28 protein-coding genes and 1 pseudogene are annotated in these 22,223 nt (G+C 73.8%); 9 read left to right on the forward strand and 20 right to left on the reverse strand.

The features are described 5' to 3' along the window. Positions 1 to 28: 28 nt before the first annotated feature. A complete protein-coding gene (locus ITJ64_RS15275; protein WP_194681578.1) occupies positions 29 to 865 on the reverse strand; it encodes a PhzF family phenazine biosynthesis protein in 837 nt (278 codons plus the stop codon). A 64-nt stretch (positions 866 to 929) separates the two neighbouring features. Next, on the reverse strand, positions 930 to 1,571 hold the full coding sequence (locus tag ITJ64_RS15280) for a hypothetical protein (protein ID WP_194681579.1): 642 nt from the start codon (positions 1,569 to 1,571) through the stop codon (positions 930 to 932). A 158-nt stretch (positions 1,572 to 1,729) separates the two neighbouring features. Between ITJ64_RS15280 and ITJ64_RS15285 the strand changes: the two genes are divergently transcribed. Both ITJ64_RS15285 and ITJ64_RS15290 read left to right on the forward strand, forming a co-directional pair. After that, entirely contained in the window at positions 1,730 to 2,851 is a 1,122-nt protein-coding gene (locus tag ITJ64_RS15285) for an NAD-dependent epimerase/dehydratase family protein (protein WP_228508687.1), read from the forward strand. A gap of 41 nt (positions 2,852 to 2,892) precedes the next feature. Further along, positions 2,893 to 4,164 (forward strand): M18 family aminopeptidase, encoded by a 1,272-nt coding sequence (locus tag ITJ64_RS15290; protein WP_194681580.1) that lies wholly within the window; start codon positions 2,893 to 2,895, stop codon positions 4,162 to 4,164. 9 nt (positions 4,165 to 4,173) lie between these two features. Here ITJ64_RS15290 and ITJ64_RS15295 read toward each other — a convergent pair whose 3' ends face one another. From ITJ64_RS15295 to ITJ64_RS15340, 10 genes are all read right to left on the reverse strand, one after another. After that, complete coding sequence (locus ITJ64_RS15295; protein WP_194681581.1) at positions 4,174 to 4,785, reverse strand: hypothetical protein; 612 nt, start codon at positions 4,783 to 4,785, stop codon at positions 4,174 to 4,176. A 71-nt stretch (positions 4,786 to 4,856) separates the two neighbouring features. After that, positions 4,857 to 5,114, reverse strand: a complete 258-nt coding sequence (locus ITJ64_RS15300) for a hypothetical protein (RefSeq protein ID WP_194681582.1) — start codon at positions 5,112 to 5,114, stop codon at positions 4,857 to 4,859. 90 nt (positions 5,115 to 5,204) lie between these two features. After that, positions 5,205 to 5,558, reverse strand: coding sequence for a hypothetical protein (locus ITJ64_RS15305; protein WP_194681583.1), 354 nt, complete (start codon positions 5,556 to 5,558; stop codon positions 5,205 to 5,207). Beyond that, positions 5,555 to 6,229 (reverse strand): alpha/beta hydrolase, encoded by a 675-nt coding sequence (locus tag ITJ64_RS15310; RefSeq protein WP_194681584.1) that lies wholly within the window; start codon positions 6,227 to 6,229, stop codon positions 5,555 to 5,557. The genes ITJ64_RS15305 and ITJ64_RS15310 overlap by 4 nt, the downstream gene beginning before the upstream one ends. Continuing rightward, positions 6,226 to 6,969, reverse strand: coding sequence for an alpha/beta fold hydrolase (locus tag ITJ64_RS15315; RefSeq protein WP_194681585.1), 744 nt, complete (start codon positions 6,967 to 6,969; stop codon positions 6,226 to 6,228). Before ITJ64_RS15315 ends, ITJ64_RS15310 begins: the two co-directional genes overlap by 4 nt. Next, positions 6,956 to 7,213, reverse strand: coding sequence for a hypothetical protein (locus ITJ64_RS15320; RefSeq protein ID WP_194681586.1), 258 nt, complete (start codon positions 7,211 to 7,213; stop codon positions 6,956 to 6,958). Before ITJ64_RS15320 ends, ITJ64_RS15315 begins: the two co-directional genes overlap by 14 nt. A gap of 65 nt (positions 7,214 to 7,278) precedes the next feature. Next, positions 7,279 to 8,634, reverse strand: coding sequence for an NAD(P)/FAD-dependent oxidoreductase (locus ITJ64_RS15325; protein WP_194681587.1), 1,356 nt, complete (start codon positions 8,632 to 8,634; stop codon positions 7,279 to 7,281). A 33-nt stretch (positions 8,635 to 8,667) separates the two neighbouring features. After that, entirely contained in the window at positions 8,668 to 9,267 is a 600-nt protein-coding gene (locus tag ITJ64_RS15330) for a DUF6766 family protein (protein ID WP_194681588.1), read from the reverse strand. A gap of 79 nt (positions 9,268 to 9,346) precedes the next feature. After that, on the reverse strand, positions 9,347 to 9,628 hold the full coding sequence (locus ITJ64_RS15335; protein WP_194681589.1) for a hypothetical protein: 282 nt from the start codon (positions 9,626 to 9,628) through the stop codon (positions 9,347 to 9,349). Positions 9,629 to 9,730: 102 nt separating this feature from the next. After that, complete coding sequence (locus ITJ64_RS15340; RefSeq protein WP_194681590.1) at positions 9,731 to 10,345, reverse strand: MBL fold metallo-hydrolase; 615 nt, start codon at positions 10,343 to 10,345, stop codon at positions 9,731 to 9,733. A gap of 140 nt (positions 10,346 to 10,485) precedes the next feature. Between ITJ64_RS15340 and ITJ64_RS15345 the strand changes: the two genes are divergently transcribed. From ITJ64_RS15345 to ITJ64_RS15360, 4 genes are all read left to right on the forward strand, one after another. Beyond that, positions 10,486 to 11,466: an SDR family oxidoreductase gene (locus ITJ64_RS15345; protein WP_194681591.1), complete on the forward strand. Its 981-nt coding sequence runs from the start codon at positions 10,486 to 10,488 to the stop codon at positions 11,464 to 11,466. A gap of 135 nt (positions 11,467 to 11,601) precedes the next feature. After that, positions 11,602 to 12,483 carry a manganese catalase family protein gene (locus ITJ64_RS15350; protein ID WP_194681592.1) on the forward strand — a complete coding sequence of 294 codons (882 nt, stop codon included), beginning with the start codon at positions 11,602 to 11,604 and terminating at the stop codon, positions 12,481 to 12,483. Next, complete coding sequence (locus tag ITJ64_RS15355) at positions 12,480 to 13,346, forward strand: glycosyltransferase family A protein (RefSeq protein WP_194681593.1); 867 nt, start codon at positions 12,480 to 12,482, stop codon at positions 13,344 to 13,346. Before ITJ64_RS15350 ends, ITJ64_RS15355 begins: the two co-directional genes overlap by 4 nt. Positions 13,347 to 13,432: 86 nt before the next feature. After that, the gene (locus ITJ64_RS15360) at positions 13,433 to 14,446 is read left to right on the forward strand and encodes a cytochrome P450 (protein WP_194681594.1); all 1,014 of its coding nucleotides are present in this window, start codon (positions 13,433 to 13,435) and stop codon (positions 14,444 to 14,446) included. 3 nt (positions 14,447 to 14,449) lie between these two features. On the opposite strand, the gene ITJ64_RS15365 is transcribed toward ITJ64_RS15360, so the two are convergent. The 4 genes and pseudogenes from ITJ64_RS15365 to ITJ64_RS15380 form a co-directional block, all read right to left on the reverse strand. Continuing rightward, positions 14,450 to 15,271 carry a YihY/virulence factor BrkB family protein gene (locus ITJ64_RS15365; protein ID WP_228509040.1) on the reverse strand — a complete coding sequence of 274 codons (822 nt, stop codon included), beginning with the start codon at positions 15,269 to 15,271 and terminating at the stop codon, positions 14,450 to 14,452. Between the two features lie 433 nt (positions 15,272 to 15,704). Next, a pseudogene (locus ITJ64_RS19175) lies at positions 15,705 to 15,785 on the reverse strand (DUF3618 domain-containing protein); the annotation flags it as partial. After that, positions 15,782 to 16,198 carry a phage holin family protein gene (locus ITJ64_RS15375; protein ID WP_173181335.1) on the reverse strand — a complete coding sequence of 139 codons (417 nt, stop codon included), beginning with the start codon at positions 16,196 to 16,198 and terminating at the stop codon, positions 15,782 to 15,784. The gene ITJ64_RS15375 and the pseudogene ITJ64_RS19175, both read right to left, overlap by 4 nt. Further along, positions 16,195 to 16,845: a hypothetical protein gene (locus ITJ64_RS15380; RefSeq protein ID WP_194681595.1), complete on the reverse strand. Its 651-nt coding sequence runs from the start codon at positions 16,843 to 16,845 to the stop codon at positions 16,195 to 16,197. Before ITJ64_RS15380 ends, ITJ64_RS15375 begins: the two co-directional genes overlap by 4 nt. Before the next feature lie 235 nt (positions 16,846 to 17,080). Between ITJ64_RS15380 and ITJ64_RS15385 the strand changes: the two genes are divergently transcribed. Continuing rightward, positions 17,081 to 17,377 (forward strand): ATP-dependent DNA ligase, encoded by a 297-nt coding sequence (locus tag ITJ64_RS15385; protein ID WP_194681596.1) that lies wholly within the window; start codon positions 17,081 to 17,083, stop codon positions 17,375 to 17,377. A gap of 6 nt (positions 17,378 to 17,383) precedes the next feature. Here the strand turns inward: ITJ64_RS15385 and ITJ64_RS15390 are convergent, their stop codons facing one another. Continuing rightward, the gene (locus ITJ64_RS15390; protein WP_194681597.1) at positions 17,384 to 17,602 is read right to left on the reverse strand and encodes a hypothetical protein; all 219 of its coding nucleotides are present in this window, start codon (positions 17,600 to 17,602) and stop codon (positions 17,384 to 17,386) included. Between the two features lie 109 nt (positions 17,603 to 17,711). Here ITJ64_RS15390 and ITJ64_RS15395 point away from each other — a divergent pair, with 109 nt between their 5' ends. Beyond that, entirely contained in the window at positions 17,712 to 18,428 is a 717-nt protein-coding gene (locus ITJ64_RS15395; protein ID WP_194681598.1) for a GAF and ANTAR domain-containing protein, read from the forward strand. Further along, on the forward strand, positions 18,425 to 19,138 hold the full coding sequence (locus ITJ64_RS15400) for a GAF and ANTAR domain-containing protein (RefSeq protein WP_370545209.1): 714 nt from the start codon (positions 18,425 to 18,427) through the stop codon (positions 19,136 to 19,138). The genes ITJ64_RS15395 and ITJ64_RS15400 overlap by 4 nt, the downstream gene beginning before the upstream one ends. A gap of 26 nt (positions 19,139 to 19,164) precedes the next feature. On the opposite strand, the gene ITJ64_RS15405 is transcribed toward ITJ64_RS15400, so the two are convergent. The 3 genes from ITJ64_RS15405 to ITJ64_RS15415 form a co-directional block, all read right to left on the reverse strand. Then, a complete protein-coding gene (locus ITJ64_RS15405; RefSeq protein WP_194681599.1) occupies positions 19,165 to 19,641 on the reverse strand; it encodes an SRPBCC domain-containing protein in 477 nt (158 codons plus the stop codon). A gap of 84 nt (positions 19,642 to 19,725) precedes the next feature. Beyond that, positions 19,726 to 21,174 (reverse strand): NAD(P)/FAD-dependent oxidoreductase, encoded by a 1,449-nt coding sequence (locus tag ITJ64_RS15410; protein WP_194681600.1) that lies wholly within the window; start codon positions 21,172 to 21,174, stop codon positions 19,726 to 19,728. Then, the gene (locus tag ITJ64_RS15415) at positions 21,171 to 22,184 is read right to left on the reverse strand and encodes an SDR family oxidoreductase (RefSeq protein WP_194681601.1); all 1,014 of its coding nucleotides are present in this window, start codon (positions 22,182 to 22,184) and stop codon (positions 21,171 to 21,173) included. The genes ITJ64_RS15410 and ITJ64_RS15415 overlap by 4 nt, the downstream gene beginning before the upstream one ends. Between the last annotated feature and the right edge of the window lie 39 nt (positions 22,185 to 22,223).

Below are 22,223 nucleotides of genomic sequence, written 5' to 3' on the forward strand. Positions count from 1 at the left end.
GCTCGGCCGCGGGGTGCGCGCCGCGACGCTAGGCGTCGATGGTGCGGGACTCCGCGGCCGCGCTGCGTCCGCCCACCTCGACGGCTCCGTGCGGCAGCACCCGGGTGAGCAGGCGCGAGCCGCGGCCCTGGTCGATGGCGAGATCGCGGCCGAGGCGGGCGGTCAGCGCGACGGCCGCCGAGCCGGTCGCCTGATCCTCGGGCACGCCGAGCGCGGGGGCGAACATCCGCGATCGCAGGTGACCGGCCGTCTCGTCGACCCAGGCCCAGGCGTAGTGGCGACCCGCCGCGAAGCCGGACGGGTCGAGCGCGTCGACCTCGCCGGGCGAGCCCAGCCGGTGGAACGCGAAGTCGGGCGCCCAGGCGGCCCGTCCGGTGATCCAGACGAGATCGCCGGTGTCCCGCACCGCCACCGGGCCGGCCGGGGTGTCCAGGGCGAGAACGGGCGTGCCCTGCCGCGCCAGCCACCAGGCCGTGCCGACGCAGGGGTGGCCGGCGAACGGCAGCTCGGTCGCCGGGGTGAAGATGCGGATGCGCGCCCGGCGCCCGCCCGCAGCGGTGCCCGCTCCCCCGCCGCCCTCGACCAGCTCGTCGAGGAAGACGGTCTCGCTGAATCCCAGCGCCGTCGCGATGCGCTGCTCGGCGCCGTGGGTGCGCTCGGTCGAACGGACGATGCCGAGGGGATTGCCGTGGTCGCCGCGCGCGTCGGTGAACACGGTCACGACGTGGACGTGGACGTGGACAGAGGCGTCGGCCTGGTCGTCGACGCGGGCGACGGTGGGCCGGCCGGCTGGGTCGGAGGTGGCGCCGGCGGCGTCGTCGGCGGTGTCGTCAGCGGTGTCGTCGGCGGGGAGGCGGGAGGTCATCCCCCGAGTGTGCTCTCCGGCCGCAGGCGGCTCAAGCGGCCACCGACGACGCCGTGGCCTCGGATCAGGCCTTCACCGCGATGTTCTGCGCGATCGGCACCCAGCCCGCACCGACCGTCATGTACTCGGTGTGCAGCCAGACGCGCGTGCTCTCAGCGCCGAGCCGCAGCGTGGCGCCGTGCGAGCCGAAGGAGTCGGGCGAGAGGCAGACGGCCTCGGGCTCCGCGAGGGTGAGCGAGGGCACCGGCAGCGTCGGGGCCGCGGTCGTCGGCGGGCCGAAGCCCTCCGAGACGACTGCAGGGGCTGACGGCGTCGGCGTCGGCGTGGCGCCCGGCGCGACGGCACCGGGCGAGGACGAGGTCGTGGTCGTGGGAGTGGGCGACGGGGTCGCCAGCAGGTCGGCCGGCGCCGGGGCCGCGATGAAGCAGATGTCGTCGGCGGAGGTGGCTCCGACCCAGAAGGCGGTGCCGTCGTGCTCGGCGAGCAGGCGAACGCTGGAGTCGACGAGGTCGGCGTCGACGTTCGGCACCACGGGCGGCACGATGTGGTCGGCGACGGGGGTGCCCTGGTCGAGGTGCGCCATGCGCGACAGGGCCGCGGTGGGGCTCGCCGCGCATCCGCTCAGAAGCAGCGGCACCAGCGCGACGACCGACAACCCCAGGGCGATCGATGCGCCCGCCCCTCGCCCGTGCAGCCGCCCGTGCATCCGCTCCCTCTCCGGCCCGCCACTCGGCGGGTCGCTCCGACCCATGACCGTAGCCCACGAACCCGACCGTCAGCTTCGGGCGGGCCGGGAGACGACGCGGCGCTCTGCCGTCGGCAGAACGGGTGGATCGGCACCGCCCCGCACGATTGACTCGGAGCATGGTCGAACGGGTGCTGGTGCTGGGCGGGACGGAGTTCGTGGGGCGCGCGGTCGTGGAGGCCGCGCTCGCCCGCGGCGCCGAGGTGACGGTGCTGAACCGGGGGTGGAACGAGGCTCCCGCCGGGGTGCGGTCGCTCGTCGCCGACCGGCGGGTTCCGGATGCCCTCGCCCACGCCCTCCGCGACGGGCTCGCCGCGCCCGCCGACGAGGGCTGCCGCTTCGACCTCGTCGTCGACACCTGGTCGTGGGAGCCGGCGGCGGTGCGGGAGAGCGCCCGGCTGCTCGAACCGCTGGCCGAGCGGTACTGCTACGTCTCGTCGCGCTCGGTGTACGCCGATCCGGGGGCCGGAGCGGACGAGACGGCGGCGCTGGTGGAGGTCGGGACCGGAGACGGCGACGGGGGCGGGAACGGCGACGGGGACGGCGGTGACTACGCGTGGCGGAAGGCCGCGGCCGAACGGGCCGTCGAGGAGGTGTTCGGCGGTCGGGGGCTCCTGGTGCGGCCCGGGTTGATCCTCGGGCCGTGGGAGAACGTGGGGCGGCTGCCCTGGTGGCTCGGGCGGATGGCGCGGGGCGGGGAGGTGCTCGCGCCGGGCGAGGCGGGGGCGGGCATCCAGTACATCGATGCGCGCGATCTGGCGTGGTGGGTGCTGGGGCTGCCGGCCGCGGTGCCGGTGGTGGGGGCGGCGGGGCCGGTGCCGGATCCGGCGGGGCCGGTGAGGGCGGCGGCCGGCCCGGGACGGAGCCCGGCCTTCGACGCGGTGACGCCGGTCGGCCGGCACACGATGGGCGAGCTGCTCGACGCGTGCGCCGCCGTGGCGGGGGTGGACGTGCGGCTGGTGTGGGCGCCCGAGGAAGTGCTGCTCGCGGAGGGTGTCGCGCCGTGGATCGAGCTGCCCGTGTGGCTGCCCGCCGGCCCCGATCACGACTCGCTGCACGGCTCGGACGTGTCCAAGGCGCTCGCGACGGGGCTGGCGTTCCGGCCGCTCGCCGAGACGGTGGCCGACACCTGGGCGTGGCTCGGCGAGCGGGGCGGGGTGCCGCCGCAGCGGTCCGACCGGCCGGTGCTCGGACTCGCGCCCGAGAAGGAGCGCCGCGTGCTGGAGCGGCTGGCGCGCTGACGGCGGACGGCCCGGCCCGCGCCGGGTGGTTGGATGGAGGGATGATCGACACCGCCGCGCACATCGACGACTTCGCCGCCTTCATCCGCGAGTCGCCCTCGTCGTACCACGCGGCCGCCGAGACGAGCCGGCGGCTGCAGGAGGCGGGGTTCAACGCGCTCGACGAGGCGGACGAGTGGCCGCGCGAGCCCGGCCGCTACGTCGTGGTGCGCGACGGAGCGGTGATCGCCTGGGTCGTTCCCGAGGGGGCCACGGCGCTCAGTTCGTTCCGGGTGCTCGGCGCGCACACCGACTCCCCCGGCTTCAAGCTCAAGCCGAAGCCGACCACCGGCTCGAACGGCTGGCTGCAGGCCGGGGTCGAGATCTACGGGGGGCCGCTGCTGAACTCCTGGCTCGACCGCGAGCTCGAGCTGGCCGGCCGGCTGGTCACCCGCGACGGCACCGAGCACCTCACGCGCACGGGGCCGTTCCTGCGCATCCCCCAGCTCGCCATCCACCTCGACCGCGACGCCAACACCGGCCTCACGCTCGACCGGCAGCGGCACACCGCGCCGGTGTTCGGCGTGGGCGAGCTCGGCCAGGCCGATCTGCTCGCGGTGCTCGCCGAGGCGGCCGGCGTCGACGTCGACGAGGTGGCGGGCTACGACGTACTCACGGCCGACACGGCCGCCCCCGCCCGCTTCGGGCTCGACCGGGCGCTGTTCGCCGCGGGCCGGATGGACAACCTCAGCTCGGTGCACGCGGGGCTCACGGCGCTTCAGACCGTGGGGCTCGACGGCGACACCGTGTCGGTGCTCGCGGCCTTCGACCACGAGGAGCTCGGCTCCGAGTCGCGCTCCGGCGCGAGCGGGCCGCTGCTGGCCGACGTGCTGGGGCGGGTGCAGAACGGTCTCGGCGCGAGCGAGGAGCAGCGGGCGCGGGCGTTCGCCGCCTCGTGGTGCCTGTCGTCCGATGCCGGCCACTCCGTGCATCCGAACTACCCCGAGAAGCACGACCCGGTGAACCGGCCGGTCGCGGGCGGCGGGCCGCTGCTGAAGATCAACGCCAACCAGCGCTACGCCACCGACGCGCACGGCGCCGCGCTCTGGCGCCGGGCCTGCGAGCAGGCGGGGGTCGACTATCAGGAGTTCGTGTCGAACAACACGGTGCCCTGCGGGTCGACGATCGGGCCGCTGACGGCGACCCGCCTCGGCATCCGCACCGTCGACGTGGGCGTGCCGCTGCTGTCGATGCACTCGGCGCGCGAGCTCGCGCACGTCGACGACCTGGTGGCCCTGTCGGCCGCTATCGGCGCGTTCTTCGCCGGGGCCTGACGCCGCGACTCAGACCGTGCCGCAGCGGGAGATGCTCCGCAGCGTCAGGGTGGTGCCGGCGTCGCCCGGCGCGATGTCGGCGGTCACGGGCACCAGGTTCAGCCCGATCAGGGTGACGCTGAAGCCCCCGTCGTCGCCCGGTCTCCCGGTGACGACGTTCCAGCCCTTCGCCTCGTACGAGGCCTCGACGGCCGCCGCCCACGCCGCCGGATCGAACCCCGGCGCCAGGGTCAGCACGCGCTCGAGCTCGTACTGCTGCCGGTCGCTCTCGTCGACGCAGGGTGCGACGGCCGAGTCGTCGACGACCGAGACGGGCGGCTCGGGCAGGGTCGCGGTCAGCTCGTCGGCCTGCGCGGTCGCCTCGGCCCTCGCCCCCTCGAGCGTCGTGGGAGCAGACGATCTCGACACCGACAGCCCGACCACGACGGCCACCACGAGCACGATCCCGATGCCGAGCCAGACGAGCGTCGCCGGCCGGAGGAGCCCCGCCCACTTCTCGCCCTTGGGCGGGATGACGGGGAGCTTCCGGCGCGGCAGCAGGCGGAAGCCGTCGAGCGCCGTCGCGGCGGTGGGTTCACGACCCGGCAGCGCCGGGTCGCGGGGGGTGCGGTCCTCGGGCATCGGTCCCCTTCCGTCATGGCCGGCCCGATGCTACCGGAGCGGTCCCGGAAGGACCTGATCGCGGAGCGGCCCTAGCCGTCGAGCGTGCCCGACTCGTCGCTCGAGCTGGGCGCGGGCGTCGGGAAGTCGGACTCGGCGGGCGTCGGGGTCGCCGACTGGAACGGCGAGGGCGTGATGTCGTCGTCGGGCGCGACGGGCGTTCCCGACGAGGTGCGCTCGGGATAGGGCGTCTGCGCGTCGGCGTCGCAGCCGGCGAGACCGGTGACGGCTCCGCCCGCGAGCAGGGCGGCGGCGGAGAAGGTGAGGAGGCGGCGGCGGAGGGTGGTCATGGGTTCGTCCTTCCAGGGCGATCGGCTCCTTCCAGCAAACCCCGGTGCGCCACCGCCCGCCAGGAGGCTGGACAAAGCCGCTCAGGGGGCCTACGGGGCAGCGCGCACGATCTGGCGCAGGTACACCACGCTCAGCAGATCGCCGACGACGAGCAGCACCAGCGCGGCGGGCAGGGTGAGCGGATGCGCGTGCCCCACCGGCCCGATCAGCACCGCCGCGCATCCGGCCGTCGTGATCGCGAGCCCCGCGACCAGCAGCCCGACGGCGACCCCGCGTCGCCCGGCCTCCTCGTGCGCACCGAACGCGATCGCCGCGAGGAGCACCCCGATCGCGGCCACCGCGGCGAGCAGCAGCAGCTCGGGCGACCCGGTCGGCAGCGCGAGGAGCGCCAGCGCGGTCGTGCCGAACGCGTCGACGGTGAAGGCGGCGAGGTAGCGGCTCATGGACGCGCCGCCGCCTCCACGGTGACCGCCAGCGTCGTGGGGTGCCGGAGCACGCGGAAGTGCCCGCCGACCCGCACCTTCACGTTCTCGGCCCCGGGCAGCACGCTGGACTCGGGGATGATCGGGTCGTACTCGCCGAAGACCGAGGTGATGCGGTCGTTCACCCGGTCCTCCTTGTTCAGCAGCACCGTGAGCGGGTCGTTCGCACGGAACGCCCGCAGGGTGCGGTTCGGCGCGAAGTCCGCGTAGCGGGAGCCCGAGAAGGGCGTGGCGATCGCGACCATGCGCACGAAGCGGCTGTCGGGGTCGAGCTCGAGCATGGCGTACTTGCCGATCAGCCCGCCCTTGCTGTGCGCCGCGATGAAGACGTCGCCGAGGCCGTGCTGCCGCACGAAGTCGGCGACCACGGCGGCGCTGTCGATGACGGGACGGCGGTTGTGCCGCAGCGCCTCGATCACGAACACCGGATGCCCGCGCCCGTGCAGCGCCTCGATCACCGGCGCCATGAAGTGCCAGGTCTCGTACACGCCGGGGATCACGATGCAGGGGCGCCCGGACCCGGTCTGGTAGTCGGCGGGGTCGGAGCGGGAGGCCATACCGGCGAGCTGGAGGCCGGCGGCGGTGGCGTAGTCCTCGACGAACCAGCGGGCGCGGGCGACGAGGCCCGTCATCGCGCCGCCTCGGCCGGCTCGGCCTGCTCGGCCAGGTCAGCCTGCTCGGCCAGCTCGGCCACGAACTGCTCGATCGAAGCGGCCACCGTGCGTGCGGCTGAGCGCTGCACGACGTGGCCGTGACCCCGCACCTCGAGCAGTCGCCCGTCGGCGGCCCGGGACGCGAGCTCCCGGCACCACGGCTCCCGGGCGATAGGGTCGCGGCTGCCGCGCACCACGAGCACCGGCGCCTGCACCGCGGCGACCGCCTCGGCGGTCGGATAGCGGAGCATCGGGCCGAGCTCGGTGAAGAACCAGCAGACGCCCGTGCGCAGGTAGTCCGACGCGACGACGAGATTCGTGCCCAGCGGCTCGCAGAAGGTGTCCGCGGCCAGGTCGAGTGCCTGCTGCCTGGCGGTGGCCCGGGTCGGGTCGGTCACCGGCCCGATCAGCACCAGGGCGCCGACGAGGTCGGGGCGGAACCGCGCGAGCTCGAGCGCGAACTGCGCCCCCATCGAGTGGCCGATCACCGTGCGGGCCGCCAGGCCGCGGGCGTCGAGGGCGGCCGCCACGACCTCGGCGTGGTCGGCGACGGTGAACGGCCGGGGCGGGCGCGGGGTGCCGGCGAATCCGGGCAGGTCGAACGACAGGGTGAGGCGGGTGTCGGAGAGCTCCTCCTGCAGCCGGTCGTTGTAGCGGTGCGAGACGCCGATGCCGTGCAGGATGACGGCGGCCGGCACCGGCACGTCAGGCGGCGGCACTCGTGTACGCCGCCACCACCGCGTCCCCGGCAGCGAGGGTGTCGCGGATGCGGCCGAAGGCGTCGTCGAGCTCCGGCGTGAGCACCACCTCGTACGGCGGCAGCACGTCGATCGCCTCGTAGCCCTCGGCGCACCGGGTGATGTAGCCGATGCAGTCCCAGGTCGGGTCGACCCGGACCTCCCACTCGAGGCCGGAGGTCTGCACCAGGTGCACGTCGACGGTGGCGGGGGCGAGACGGCTCATGCGAGCGACCCTACGACGCCGCCCGGCAAGGACCGGGGGCCTTGACAACAGCTCCCGCACCGGGTTCACGAGGACTTCCGCTTCGTGGCCGCGGCGAGCGCCGCGAACGAGCCGTGGAAGGCCCGCTTGGGGTGGCGGGCCGAGGGCAGGGCGACGAGCTCGCGGCCGGCGATCGCCTCGGCGATCCAGCCGAGCAGCACCCGGGCCTTCCGCCCCGTGGTGGGCAGGGCGAGCAGGTGGTAGCTGCGGTGGGCGAGCCAGGCGGGCACGCCCTTCAGCCGCACGCCCTTGATGTTCGCCGCCCCGTCGCCGATGCCGTAGCTCGCCACGGTGCCGAGGGAGACATGCCGGTACTCCTCGGGCTCCCGGCCGGCGAGGTCGGCGAGCACGTTGCGGGCGGCCACGGGCCCCTGCCGCATGGCGTTCTGGGCGTTGGGCGGGTAGTACGCGGGCTGCGAGGCGGCGGTGAGGTCGGGGATCTGGGCGACGTCGCCGACGGCCCACACGCCCTCCACGGGGGTGCCGTCCTCACGCACCACGCGGAGGGTGGCGTCGGCCATCAGGTGGCCCTTCGGCCCCCGGGGGAGGTCGGTGGCGTCGAGCACCGGGTTGGGCTGCACGCCGGCGGTCCAGACGACCGTGCCGGCGGGGAAGCGCTCCCCCGTGCTCAGCTCGACCACGGCGTCCTCGACGCTCTTCACCGTGGTCTCCAGCCGCACGTCGATCCCCTTGTCCCGGAGATGCCCGAGGGTCCACTTGGACAGCTCGGGGCCGACCTCGGGAGCCACGCGGTCGAGGGCCTCCACGAGCACCCAGCGGAGGTCGCCCCGGGAGAGGTTCGCGTGCTGCGCGACCGCGCGGACGCTCAGGTCGGCCAGCTCCGACAACCCCTCGACCCCGGTGTAGCCGCCACCGACGACGAGGAAGGTGAGGGCCTTCGCCCGCTCGGCGGGATCGTCGGTGCCGGCGGCGCGCTCGACCTGCTCGATCACGTGGTCGTGCAGGAAGGCGGCCTCCTCCACCGTCTTGAAGCCGATGCCGTGCTCCTCGAGACCGGGGGTGGGGAAGACCCGGGAGATCGCTCCGAGCGCGACGATCAGCTCGTCGTAGCCGAGGGTCGTGTCGGTTCCGTCGGCGGTGCGCAGGGCGACGCTCTTCGCCGCCGAGTCCACGCCGGTGACCGAGGCCTGCAGCACCCGGGAGCGGCGCAGTGTGCGGCCGAGCGGCACGGTGACGTCGCGGGGGGCGACGTGCCCGCCGGCCACCTCGGGCAGGAGCGGCTGGTAGGTCATGTAGGTGTTCGGGTCGACGACGGTGACCTCCAGGTCACGGTCGACGTGCCGCTCGAGCAGCCGGGCCGCCATCAGGCCGCCGTAGCCGCCGCCGAGGATCAGCACGCGGGCGATTCCGCCTGTTCTCATGGTCGTCTCCTTCTCGTGTTCGGGTGGATGGGGTCAGGTGCCGGTATGGGCGTGGCTCGCCCCCACGGGCTTGGACTCGGGCGAGCCGCTCTGGCGGAGGTAGATCGACAGGGCGACCATGCTCCCCACCGCCAGGAACTCGGACTGCCAGTTCTGCAGCGTGCGGTTCCAGAAGTCGGGTTCGAGGAGGTACTCGGCCCAGGTCACCGGGCGCTGGAGGTCGATGATCTGCTGCTCGTCGAAGGCGGCCACGTAGAGCACCTGGCGAAGACCCTCGGCCGCGGCCGAGCGGGGCGAGTCCGACCCCGCGTAGCGGCCCACCCGCTGATCGGCGTCGGACCCCGGGCCCTCGTCGCCCGGTCGCTTCGACTCGGGCGACCCGCGCTGCACGAGCCAGATCGTGGCGCCGATGTAGAGGAAGAACTGCAGGTACTCCGACTGCCAGTTCTCGGCGACGTCGGCGGCGAAGCTCGACGAGGTGACGTAGGCGAGGTAGCCGATCGGCTCGAGCCGCGCGCTCACCTGCTCGTCGTCGAACACGGCGTGACCGGCGAAGGACTGGCCGACGAGGGCGAGCACGAAGATGAGACCGAACCCGAGGGCCAGCCCGTTCTCCTTCAGGAAGCGCTTCATCGCTGCAGCAGCCCGATCGCGAACATCGCGACGAGCCCGAGCGCGATGACGACGAGGTAGCCGACGAACACCGCGCGCATCAGCTTCCCTCCAGCACGCAGTCGAACGGGGCGTCGCCCTGCTCCACGCAGCCGGCGGCACGCACCCGCCACTCCGATCCCGACACGGCCAGGAAGACCGTGTCGTGCTCGAGCTCGACGAACGCGGCCCGGCCGGAGGCCTGCCGGTCGAGCACGGCGCCCGACTCGGGCAGCCCGAGCGCGAGCACCCCGGTCTCGCAGCGACCGCCGTTCTCGGCGGCCTCCTCCTCGGCGGCCGGCACGAGCAGCGCGCAGGCCTCCGCACCGCGTCCTGCGGCCACGGCCTCCGAGAACCGCTGGGCGAGGTCGAGGCACCGGTCATGGCCGAGACCATACTCGCGGGCGGCGCCTTCCGCAGGGGGTGCCGGACGGGGCGGCGGCGCTCAGTGGGCACCGGCCGCCCGCGCCGCCTCCACGGCGGCCCGGATCCCGGTGCGGAGCGGCTCGCCGTGCCCCGGCAGCACGATCCGGGCACCGGTCGCGGCGAGCGCGTCGAGCGAGCGGAGGGCCGTCGAGGAGTCGGAGGTCGCCGCCCCCGCCACGATCTGCGGTCCGACGAGCCCGGTGTACGGGTCGAGGGTCACGAGGGCGTCGCCGGTCAGCAGGGCGTCGCGCTCGGGCAGGTGCAGCCCGATGTGGCCGTCGGTGTGCCCGGGCGTGCGCACCACCTGCGGGCGGCCGGGCACGTCCAGGGTGCCGCTCTCGGGCACGGTCTCGGTGAAGGGCACCCCCTTCACCCGGAGCGCTCCCGCCCGGGTCATCGCGCCGATCACCGGCACGCACCGCGGGTGGGCGACGGGGTAGAGCAGCCGTGACCGCTCGTGCCGGTAGCGGTACGGATGCGCGGCCAGCCGCCGGTCGTCGATCAGGTAGAGGTTCACGTGGGCGTGCTCCAGGCGGTGCACGCCGGGGGCGACGTTCCGCGTGAGCCGGGGCCGCGATCGGGGCGCGGGACGGGAGCGGGGGGACGGGGAGGTCGGGTGGCCGGTCGTGGTCATGCGGCCAGACTCCCCCGGGCGGGCATCCGCGCAACCGGGCTTGACGATGCGCCCGCCCGGAGTACGGTGCACCGCACACCCGGGCACCACCGCCACGGGCACCGGCGCCGCCCTCCGGCGCCCGCGAGAGGAGAGCAGTCATGTCCAAGCACCGTCCGGTCGTCGTCATCACGGGGGCATCCAGCGGGATCGGTCGCGCCACCGCCCTGCGGTTCGCCGGTCGCGGGGCGCGACTCGTGCTCGCCAGCCGCAGCACCGCCGCGTTGGAGCGGCTGGCGGAGCTCTGCCGGGAGGCGGGCGGCGAGGCCGTCGCCGTGACGAGCGACGTGACCTCGCCCATCGATCTGGAGCGGGCAGCCCGGCGCGCGGTGGCCGAGTTCGGCCGCCTCGACGTCTGGGTCAACAACGCCTCGGTGTCGTCGTTCGGGCGCATCGACGAGCTGCCGCTCGAGGACGTGCGCCGGGTGATCGAGGTCGACCAGCTCGGCTACGTGCACGGCGTGCGCGCCGCCCTCGGGCAGATGAGGCCCGCCGGCCGCGGGGTGATCGTGAACGTGGCCTCCATCGTCGGGGAGGTGCCGCAGCCCTACACCGCCCCCTACGCGATGTCGAAGGCGGCGGTGCGCGCGCTCTCGGTGAGCCTGCGCTCCGAGCTCGCGCTCGCGGGCGAGAAGCGCATCCGCGTCGCCACGGTGCTGCCGCCGACCATCGACACCCCGTTCTTCCAGCACGCCGCCAATCACACCGGGCGACGCGTGATCGCCATGCCGCCGGTGTACCCGGCGGACGACGTGGCGAAGGCGATCGTCTCGCTCGCGGCCAGACCGAAGGACGAGTTCGTGGTCGGCCGGCTCGGCCGCACCCTGGTGCGCCAGCACCGAGCCACCCCGCAGGCCGTCGAGGCGCAGATGGCGGCGCTCACCGAGGCCGGACAGCTGTCGCCGACCGAGCACGCGCCCGACAGCACGGGCATCCTGTACCGGCCGGTGCACGCCTCGAAGGCCTCCGTCTCGGGAGGCTGGCATGGCACCCGACGCCGCACTGTGCGGGGTCTGCTGGGCTGGCTCGCCGTCGCCGGCGCCGCGGTCTACGTCGTCGCGAAGGTGCGCAAGGCGGGCTGACGACGGTCGGAGCGGGCGCGGGTCTGCGGTGCGCGCTCCCGGGTGTCAACCCCCTCGTGGCTTTCCCGGGCAGCCGTACCGTGGCCCGCAACGGCGCCGACCCGCTCGGCGCACCCGGACCAGATCGGAGATCAGATGTTCTTCCACAAGCAGGAACTGCAGTTCAAGGCCACGCCGGCGAAGCCCGACGCACTGTTCGCGCGACGGTTGCAGGAGGTGCTGGGCGGCCAGTACGGCGAGATCACGGTGGCGATGCAGTACGGCTTCCAGGCCTGGAACTCCCACGAGCCCGGCAAGTACCGCGACCTGCTGTTCGGCATCGGCGCCGAGGAGTTCGGGCACGTCGAGATGCTGGCGATCACGATCGCCCAGCTGCTGGAGAAGGCGCCGATCGAGCAGTCCGAGGCCGCCGCGGCCTCCGACCCCGTGCTCGGAGCCGTGATGGGCGGGATGGACGTGCAGCACGCCATCGTCGCCGGAGCCGGCGCCCGCGCCGTCGACTCCAACGGCAACCCCTGGCAGGGCTCGTACATCACCGCCAGCGGCAACCTGCTGGCCGACTTCACCGCGAACGCGAACGCCGAGATGCAGGGCCGGCTGCAGGTCGCCCGGCTGTACAACATGACCGACGACCACGGCGTGCGCGAGCTGCTGTCGTTCCTGCTCGCCCGCGACACCATGCACCAGAACCAGTGGACCGCCGCGGCCGCCGAGCTGCGCGCCGAGGGCCGTGAGGATCTGCCGGTGCCGAGCAACTTCCCGCTCTCGCAGGAGTACCGTGACGTCTCGTACCAGTACATCAACTTCTCCGACGGCGCCGCCGCGGCCGAGGGCAGCTGGGCGAGCGGACCGACGCCGGACGGCAAGGGCGAGTTCACCTACCTCGACGCGCCGGGCACCTCGGCGCCGATGCCGCCGGCGACCCAGCCCGACGAGCGCTACTACGGCACCACGCCGAAGCCGAACATCGTCGAGAAGGCCGCCGGGGTCGTGAAGGACAAGCTCAGCACCAAGTGACGAACCATCGACGAGACACCGGCGGACGACCCGCCGGACGACCCGCCGGAGCACCCGACCGGCCCGCCGACGCCCCGCCCACGATCTCGGTCGTGATCCCGGTGCGGGACGACGCCGACGGGCTCCGGCGGTGCCTCCGCGCCCTCGCGGCGCAGACCCTGACGCCGCTGGAGATCGTGGTGGTCGACAACGGGTCGAGCGACGACAGCGCCGCCGTGGCGCTGGCCGGCGGCGCCCGGGTCGTGCCCGAGGACGAGGAGGGCATCCCCGCCGCGTCCGCCCGCGGGTTCGACGAGGCCCGGGGCGACATCGTCGCGCGGCTCGACGCCGACTGCGTGCCGCCGGCCGACTGGCTGGCCGGCATCGCGCGGGCGTTCCGCGAACGGCCCCGGCTCGTCGCCGTCACGGGCGGCGCGCGCTTCGCGGACGGGCCGCGGCTGCTGCGCCGGCCCCTCGCCGTCGTGTACCTGGGCGCCTACACCCTGTTCTCGGCGCCGGCTCTCGGCCATCCGCCGCTCTTCGGCTCGAACTGCGCCGTGCGCCGCGAGGCCTGGCTGGCCGTGCGCGACGAGGTGCACCGGCACGACCTGCTCGTGCACGACGACCTCGACCTGTCGGTGCACCTCGGCGCCCTGCCGGCGGCCGCGCAGGGTGCGCGGGGCCGATGGCGCCGGCCGGGCATCCGCCTCGACCGCCGGATCGCGATGGGCATCTCGATGCGGCCTTTCGCCGACCCCCGGGCCTTCCTGCTGCGGGTGCGGCGCGGCGTGCACAGCCTGACCGTGCACGGCGGTCGCGAGCTGCCCCGGCCGCTGCTGCCCCGCCCGACGCCGCTGCGCTCCGCGCTGCCGCCCGCCCCCTGACAGGAACGGCATGATCGCCCGACTCCGCACGCCCGACTCCACGCTCCGCTTCCTCGCCCAGGGCTACACCTTCGTGCGCCGGCAGCGTGCAGACGCTCGAGGGCGCGGCGCACGACCACCGCAAGCTGATGTTCCTGGCCACGCAGCGTGAGGAGCAGCTCGCGCTCCTGATCGGGGTGTTCCGCGAGGAGTGGGCCGAGGCCGCGGAGCGCTGGCAGCGACTGCCCGAGGTGGACCTCTACCGCGAGTCGGTCGGGGTGCTCGCCCGCAGCGCCACGCGGTGGGCGGGACTCGAGCCCGCGCCCGAGTGGCTGGCCGACACGCTGAGCACGATGGTCGACCGCGCCGCCACCGTGGGCCCGCCGAACTGGGCCGCTCGGGCGAAACGCCGCCGCGCCGAGCGCTGGGCCCGGGAGGTCGTGCAGGAGATCCGGTCGGGTGCCCGCACCCCGCCCGAGGGCTCGCTCGCGCGCACCGTCGCCGAGCATCTCGACCTCGAGGGGCGGCTGGTGCCGGCGGAGGTCGCCGCGGTGGAGCTGCTGAACATCCTGAGGCCCACCGTCGCGGTGGCCCGCTTCATCGTGTTCGCCGCCCTGGCCCTGCACCATCACCCGGGCTGGGCGGGGTGGGTGGCCGTCGACGCGGACGACCGGCTGCACTTCGCGCAGGAGGTGCGGCGCTTCTACCCGTTCTTCCCCGTCATCGGCGGGGTCGCGACCCGCGAGCTGGAGTTCCGCGGCGAACGACTGCGGCCGGGCCAGTGGGTGCTGCTCGACCTCTTCGGCACCAACCGCGACGAGCGCAGCTGGGCGCACCCCCAACGCTTCGACCCCGACCGGTTCGCCGGCTGGGACGGCGATCCCGACACGCTCGTGCCGCAGGGCGCCGACGACGTCGCGCACGGCCATCGCTGCCCCGGCGAGACCGCCACGGTGGCCCTGGTGGTCGAGGCGACCCGGCTGCTCAGCGCGGGGCTGGAGTACCGCGTGCCTCCGCAGGACCTGCGGATCGGGCTGCGGCGGATGCCCGCACTGACCGTCGACGACTTCACGCTCACCGACGTGCGGGTGCGTGGGGGCGCCATCGTCAGTTCTGCCTGATCGTCAGCTCTGCCTGATCCGGCGGCCCTCCTGCTCCTCGCGCTCCTCGCGCTCGGCAGCCTTGCGGCTCTTCCGGGTGTCGCGCGGGGGCAGCTGGATGTCCTCCTCCGCCTCGATGCCGGCCTGCAGCTGGCGGGCGCGTTCGATCTCGGCGTCGAACTCGGCGCCGAACAGCAGCGCGTTGTTCGCGATCCAGAGCCAGAGCAGGAAGATCACGACCCCGGCGAGCGAGCCGTAGGTGCGGTCGTAGTTCGAGAAGTTGGCGACGTACAGGCCGAACAGCGCCGTCGCGACCACCAGGACCACGATGGCGAGCAGGGCTCCGAGGCTCAGCCAGCGGAACTTCGGCTGCCGGGCGTTCGGCGCCGCGTAGTAGAGGATCGCGACGATCAGCACGATCACGACCGCGAGCACCGGCCACTTCGCGATCGACCAGACGGTCGTCACGACCTCACCGAGCCCCAGGGCGGAGCCCAGCGCATCCGTCACCGGACCCGACACCACCAGGATGACGGCGGCGATCAGGATGAGCAGGATGGCCACCACGGTGACCAGCAGCTGATTGGGCTTGAGCTTCCAGAACGGCCGGCCCTCGTCGATCTCGTAGATGCGGTTCATCGCGCGGCTGAAGGCGCCGACGTAGCCCGACGCCGACCAGATCGCCACGACGATGCCGCTGATCAGCGCGAACCCGGCCGCACCCGAACCGGCGAACTGCTCGAGGGGGCCGCGGAGGACCTCGGCCGTGCCGCCCGGCGCCACGTCGTCGACGACGCCGAGCAGGGCGTCGACGGCCTGACCCTGCTGGCCGATGACGCCGAGCAGCGAGGGCCTCGCCCTTGACCGTGTCGACCGCCTCGGACGCGGTCGACTGCACCGAGGACACGGCCTCCTTCGCCGGCTCCTTCAGGTTCTCCGCGACGCCCTTGGCGGCGTCGGTCACCTCGTGCACGAGGGGCTGCGCCTGCTCCTTGAGGTTCTCGGCGAGCGCCTTCTCCGTGCTGCTGGCGGGCACCAGGGAGGCGGCGAGGAGGCCGACGCCGAAGGCGATCAGGCCGACGGCGAGCGGGTTGCCCTCGGCCTTCGCCTTGGCCGCCCCGCCGACCCCGCCGATGCCGTCACCGGCCGAGCCGGCCGCCGACGACACGGCGTCACGGGCGTCGCCGGCCGCCCCCATCACGCGGTCGCGCACCGAGTCGACGGCACCGCGCACCTTGTCGGTCTGCCGGTGCACGATCTTCGAGGGCGTGACCTTGTCGGCCAGCGCGTCGACGTCGCTGCCGAGCTCGGCGCGGGTCGACTCGATGCGGGCACGGATCTCTTCGGGTGAATCAGTCATCGGTTCTCCTCATTTCTCTTCACGGCGTCGGGGATCCTCTTCACGCTGTCCACGGTCTGGGGGGCGCCCTTGACGGCCTTCATCTGCTTCTTGCCCTGCAGGTAGAGCACCAGGGCGACGATCGCCCAGATCACGGCGACCACGACGGCCGACCAGGCGTTGCCGATCAGGTAGCCGAGACCCCACCAGAGGGCGATCGAGAGGAACAGCACGGCCATCAGGGCGCCGTAGCCGGCTCCCGCGTACAGGCCGGAGCCCTTGCCGGCCTTCTTGGCCGAATCGGTCAGCTCGGCCTTGGCGAGCTCGATCTCCTGGCGCATGAGTGTCGAGAGATCACGGGTGACCTCGCCGAGCAGGTCGCCGAGCGAGGTGTTCGCCGCCTTCTGCTCGGAGGGGGTGGGGACGTCGGTCATGGCCGCAGCCCCTCGTCTCCCTGCGCCTGCACGCGCTCGGTGTAGACCGGGGTGTCGTCGGGCGCGACGAACGGGGGCACGGCCGGCGTCGTGGCGACGGGGGTGGTCGCGGCGGGGGTGTCGCTGCCGCTGTCGGTGCTGCCGGTGGCGCTGCTGCCGCCCCCGCTCGCGAGCGATCGCGTCAGGCGGCCGGCGAGCACGCCGGCGACGGCGGCGACCGCGATGAACGTGCCCGGCTTCCGGCGGGCGAACCCCTTGACCTCGTCCAGCAGCGAACCGGGGTCGCGGTTCTCCAGCCACTCCCCGATGGCGCCGACCCGCGAGGCGGCCTGACCGACGAGGTCGGAGGCCACACCGGGGCTGTCCTGGCCGGAGGCCATCCGGCCGAGCTCGTCGCCGAGCGAGCGCAGCCCGGCGGCGGCCCGCTGCTGCTGCTCCCCCGCCTGATCCTTCAGCTCGCTGCGGGAGCGCTCATAGAGATCCCGCACCTGCGTTCCCGCCTCGTGGGCGACCCGGGTGGCCTCGTCCTTGGCCACGCCCGCGACGTGACCGGCCTCCTGGGTCGCGGTGTCCTTCACCTGACCGGCCTGCGCGGTCGCCATGTCCTTCACTTGCGCGGCCTGTCCGGCTGCACCGTTCTCCGACATCAGAGTTCCTTCCGTTCGGCTGTCCATGAGCCCTACCAACACCTCACGGGCGGGGGCGCGAACGGGGCTTCCGAAGGCGGCGAGCGATGCGTACAATCCGGTGCGGTCGAGCGGATGCGCGGAGCGCCCACTACCGCGACGAGCGGGTCGCGCGCAAGGCTCTAGCCGCCTCCCGGCTCCCACGATCAGATGGAGGGATGCACCTCCCCGATGTTCCCCGGCACGACGGCACTCGATGGGCCGTCTGAGCTACGCGGGCACGACGGTCGACTTCGACGACCGCACCCTGGCGCATCTGCACGCCGTGATCGGGGCGAAGCTGCGCCGCGGCGAGGGCTTCCACTTCAGTTGGAGCGATGGCCAGTCGGGCGGCAACGGACGCACGTCGATCTGGGTGCGGCCCGAGATGCCCCTGGTGCTCTCGTTCCATCGGGCCGCCGCCGAGCCCCTCAACCGACGCTGGATCGACGAGCTGATGCGGCTGGCGAACTCGCCGTCGGGCCTGCAGCTGCGGCCGGAGCCCGAGCCGTAGTTGCCGCTATTGCGCGGTGGGGTCCTCGATGGGCAGGAGCGCGATGGGGGTGCCCGCCGTGATGAGCAGCCGCGCCTGCTGCGGCACCCCTTCACCGTGGTTGACGGTCACCCAGCCGGGCTCGCCGCTGAGGACGATCGACTCGATCTCCTGCTGGAGCTCGTCGACGTCGCGTCCGCCCACCGAGTAGTGGTTGCCGGCGTAGTCGATGGCGATTCTGTTCATGGCACGCTTTCGTCGAATGCTCCCGAGGTAAAATGCTCCAGAATGAGCCTCCGGCCGTCGTTTGGCAATGGCACGGCCGAAACCGGCAGCAATTGGTACGGTTTTGTGCATGGCCGACGCATTCACCGACGCCCTGCAGGAGCTCCGGGAGTTCCGGGGAGACGACCCCTCCCGCCTGGCGGAGCCGATCGCCCGCAGCTTCCCGGTCTCCGGCGCCTCCATCTCCACCCTCGGCGAGGTGCTCAGCTCCGAGACCGTCTCGGCGAGCGATCCCCTGGCCGCTCGACTCGACGAACTGCAGCTCGATCTCGGCGAGGGCCCCTGCTGGGACGCGCTGCGCACCATCTCCCCCGTCCTCGAGCCCGACATCCGCCACCGACCGCGGGGATCCTGGCCCGTCTTCCTCCCGGCGATCGCGCAGGAGGAGATCGGGGCGGTGTTCGCCTTCCCGCTCGCCGTCGGTCATCTGCGTCTCGGCGCGGTCGACCTCTACTCCGTCGACCCCACGACCCTGTCGCCGCTCCAGGCCCGGCAGGCCTCGGCCCTGGCCGCCGTGGTGAGCCGCCTCATCCTCCGCCGCGCGCTCGAGGCCGCGTCCGACGACGAGCCGGTCGCCGCCCCCGTCGACCGCTACTCCCGCCGTGCCATCCACCAGGCCACCGGGATGGTGATCGCGCAGCTCGGGGTGTCGGTCGACGACGCGGAGATGCTGCTGCGCGGCCACGCCTACGCCGAGGGCCGGAGCATGGCCGACGTGGCCGGCGACATCCTGAACGGCCACCTGCGCTTCACCGTCGAAACCGACGGGATCGAGGATCTCGCGTGAAGGGCGAGCTGCGGGAGGCGCGCCTGATCGAGGGGTTCGCCACGCTCGCCGACACGCTCGTCGAGGGCTACGACGTCGTCGACCTGCTGCAGACCCTCGTGGAGATCTGCCAGGACGTGCTGGCCGTCGACGCCGTCGGGTTGCTGCTCGCCGACGAGACGGGCGAGCTCGACGTCGTGGCGTCCACCAGCGAGGATCCCCGGCTCGTGCGCGCCATGCAGCTCGGCGCCGAGGCGAGGCCGTGCCACCGCTGCTTCGAGACGGGCGAGCAGGTGAGCCTGGTCGGGCTCGACGGAGCACCGGCCGAGTGGAGCGGCTTCCGCGACGCGGCGGAGGAGCTCGGCTTCGGCACGGTCGCCGCGGTGCCGATGCGGCTGCGGGAGACCCGCATCGGCGTGCTCAGCCTCTACCGCACCGACACGACCGCCCTGTCCGACGCCGACCTCCGCGCCGCCCAGGCCCTGGCCGACGTCGCGACCATCGGCATCCTGCACGAACGCGTGTTCCGCGAGACGGATGCGGTGCGCACCCAGCTGCAGCGGGCTCTCAACACCCGGGTCGTGATCGAGCAGGCCAAGGGCGTGCTCGCGCACACCCACGGGGTGTCGACCGAGGAGGCCTTCGACCTGCTGCGCGGCTACGCCCGCTCGAACCGGTTGGGCCTGCACGACGTCGCCCAGCAGCTGGTCGGGCGCACGCTGATCTTCTAGCGCCCGTCCCGTCGGAGTCCCGCCGATCAGTCCGCGGGCGTGCTCGTGCGACTCTCGGTGGAGTCGTTGTGGGGCCGGTGCTCGGCGATCCAGGCGAGCCGGCGCAGCGTCTCGACGTTGCGGAGGTAGAGCGGCACGTCGAGCACGAGCGACGGCACGAACGCTCCCGGGCCCTTGACCGCCCGTTCCCGGATGCGCACGAGCGACCCGTCCCCCCGGGGCTTCACGTCGACGCTCACGCGGGCCTCCCCGATCGGCCAGCCCGCCGGCTGGATCACCATCCGACGCGGCGGGTCCCACTCCAGCACGGTCGTCTCGTCGTCGATGACGGCGGGCCAGACCCCGAAGGAGTGGTGCAGCCGGCTGCCCACCCTCGGCCAGTCGTCGTCGACCTCGCGCATCCGCGAGGCCCCGACGACCCAGACGGGGAACAGCCAGCCGTCGGCGAGCACGTCGAAGACCTGCTCCGGGGTGGCTCTGATGAAGCGGACGTTGGTCGACATGGTGGTCACCTTTCCGGTCGAGGTTTGATCTGCCGGTCGAGGGGCGGACGGGCCGGTCGAGGGGCGGACGGGCTCGGCGAGGGGTCAGCCGAGCGAGGGCGGGGAGTCGATCCCGAAGTCGGCGGCCAGCGACCGGCGAGCGGCGTACCACCCGGCCAGTCCGTGCACGCCCGGCCCGGGCGGGGTGGACGAGGAGCAGAGGTAGACGCCCTTCGCCGGCGTCGCCCACGGGTTCAGCGACAGCCGCGGCCGGGCGGCGAGCTGCACGAAGTCGGCCGCACCGGCCGCGATGTCGCCGCCGATGTAGTTCGGGTCGTACGCCTCGAGCTGCTCGGACGTGCGGCTGGAGGAGGCGAGCACCAGGTCGCGGAAGCCCGGCGCGAAGCGCTCGATCTGCCGGGTGATCGCCTCGGTCGGGTCGACGGTCGAGCCCCGGGGCACGTGCGTGTACGTCCACAGCACGTGCTTGCCCGCCGGGGCGCGCGTCGGGTCGGCGATCGAGGGCTGGGCGGCGAGCACGTAGGGCGAGTCGGAGTGCCGGCCCGCGGCGACGTCCCGCTCGGCGGCGGCGATCTCGGCGCGGGTACCGCCCACGTGCACGGTGCCCGCGCCCCGGAGCAGCTCGTTCGTCCACGGCACGGGTCCGTCGAGCGCGAAGTCGACCTTCGCCGCCGCGTTGCCGTAGCGGAACCGCTCGAGCCGCGCCCGGAAGCGGTCGGGCAGACGGTTCCCCGCGATCCGCGCGAGCGCCCGCGGCGTGACGTCGAGCAGCACCGCGCGGGCGGGCGGCAGGGCGTCCAGGCTCGTGACCTCGGAGTCGGTGAGGATCTCGCCCCCGTGCGCGAGCAGGTCGGCGGCCATCGCGTCGACGATGGCCTGGCTGCCGCCCACGGGGATCGGCCAGCCGCGCCCGTGGGCGTAGGCCCCGAGCGACAGCGCGGCTCCGGCCGTCGCGAGCCCCGGCATCGGCAGGATCGAGTGGGCGGCGACCCCGCTGATCATCGCCGGGGCGACCTCGCCGCGGAAGCGCGCGTTCCAGAGCGGCGAGCCCTGCTCGAGCGCCCGGAGACCGAAGCGGGCGGCGACGAGCGGATGCGCGGGGATGCGCAGGAGCGGGGAGCCCGCGAACTGGGCGACCCGGTCGGCCTCGTCGGCCAGCGGGCCCATCAGCCGCATCCACGCCGGGCCGTCGGCCCCGAGCTGCGCGGCGGTGCGGCGGATGTCGCGGTAGGCGATGCCGGCCTCTCCCCCGTCGAGCGGATGCCCGTAGGAGATCTCGGGCACCACGAGGTCGATCCGGCGCTGCAGCCCGAAGCTGCGGAAGAATCCCGACGCGAGGGCCATCGGATGCACGGCGGAGCACAGGTCGTGCAGGAACCCCGGCAGGGTGACCTCCGCCGATCGCGCCCCGCCGCCGATGGTGCCGTTGCGCTCGTGCACCTGCACCGACAGCCCGGCCCGGGCGAGCGTCACGGCGGCGGCGAGGCCGTTGGGCCCCGCCCCCACGACGATCGCGTCGGGCGTCGAGCTCATCGGCGGCCGCGCAGGGCGGAGCGGGCGGCGATGCCGAGGGCGCCGATCCCGGCGGCAGCTCCGGCGCCCGCGATCGAGAGCGCGAGCGGCCGGTGCAGGATGTACCACACCTCGAGCGACCGGGTCTTCGCCTGGTCGCTGAAGATGCCGCGGGCGCCCTGGTCGCCGGGGGTCGGCTCGTACAGGTTCGTCGGCAGCATCGGCTCGGTCTTCTCGGGCGCCTGCTGGCCGTCGTAGCCCGTCTTGGCGAGGTACCAGTCGAGGAAGCCCGCCACGAAACGGTTGCCGATGACGGTCTTGGCGGTCGGGCCGCCCACCCAGGTGCGCCGGCGCGGATGCTCGGCGACGTGGGCGATGACGCTCGCACCGACCTCGGGCTCGAAGATCACGTCCATCGGCTGCGGGTGGTGGGGCAGCGCCGACTTGACCCAGTTGAACTGGATCGTGTTCATCGCCGGCATGTCCACGGTCGAGATGCGCACCGGGCTCTGCCGGTGGATCAGCTCGGTGGTGACCGACTCGGTGAAGCCCTGGACGGCGTGCTTCGCGCCGCAGTAAGCCGCCTGCAGGGGGATGCCGCGGTGGGCGAGCGCCGAGCCGACCTGGATGACGTGGCCGCGCTCCCGCGGGATCATGCGCTTCAGCGCCGCCCGGGTGCCGTTGACGAAGCCGAGGTAGTTCACGGCTGTCGCCCGCTCGAAATCCTCGGGATCGGTCTCGATGAACTCCGCGAACGAGCCCACCATCGCGTCGTTGACCCAGAGGTCGATGGGCCCGAGCTCCCGTTCGACCTGGTCGGCGGCCCGTTCGACGGCCTCGCGGTCGGCGACGTCGGTCGCGATGCCGAGACCGCGCCGGCGGTACGCCTCGATCTCCTCGACGACCCCCTCGAGACCGTCGGTGCCGCGTGCGAGCACGGCCACGTCCCAGCCCCGGCCTGCCAGTGCGCGCACCGTGGCCCGCCCCAGTCCGGCGGTCCCTCCGGTCACGACGGCGACTCCCTTGCTCATGCTGCTCCTCTATTCCGGCCCCGTGGCCGGCCCGTTGGC

The organism is Herbiconiux sp. VKM Ac-1786 (assembly GCF_015350805.1).
Lineage (GTDB): Bacteria > Actinomycetota > Actinomycetes > Actinomycetales > Microbacteriaceae > Herbiconiux.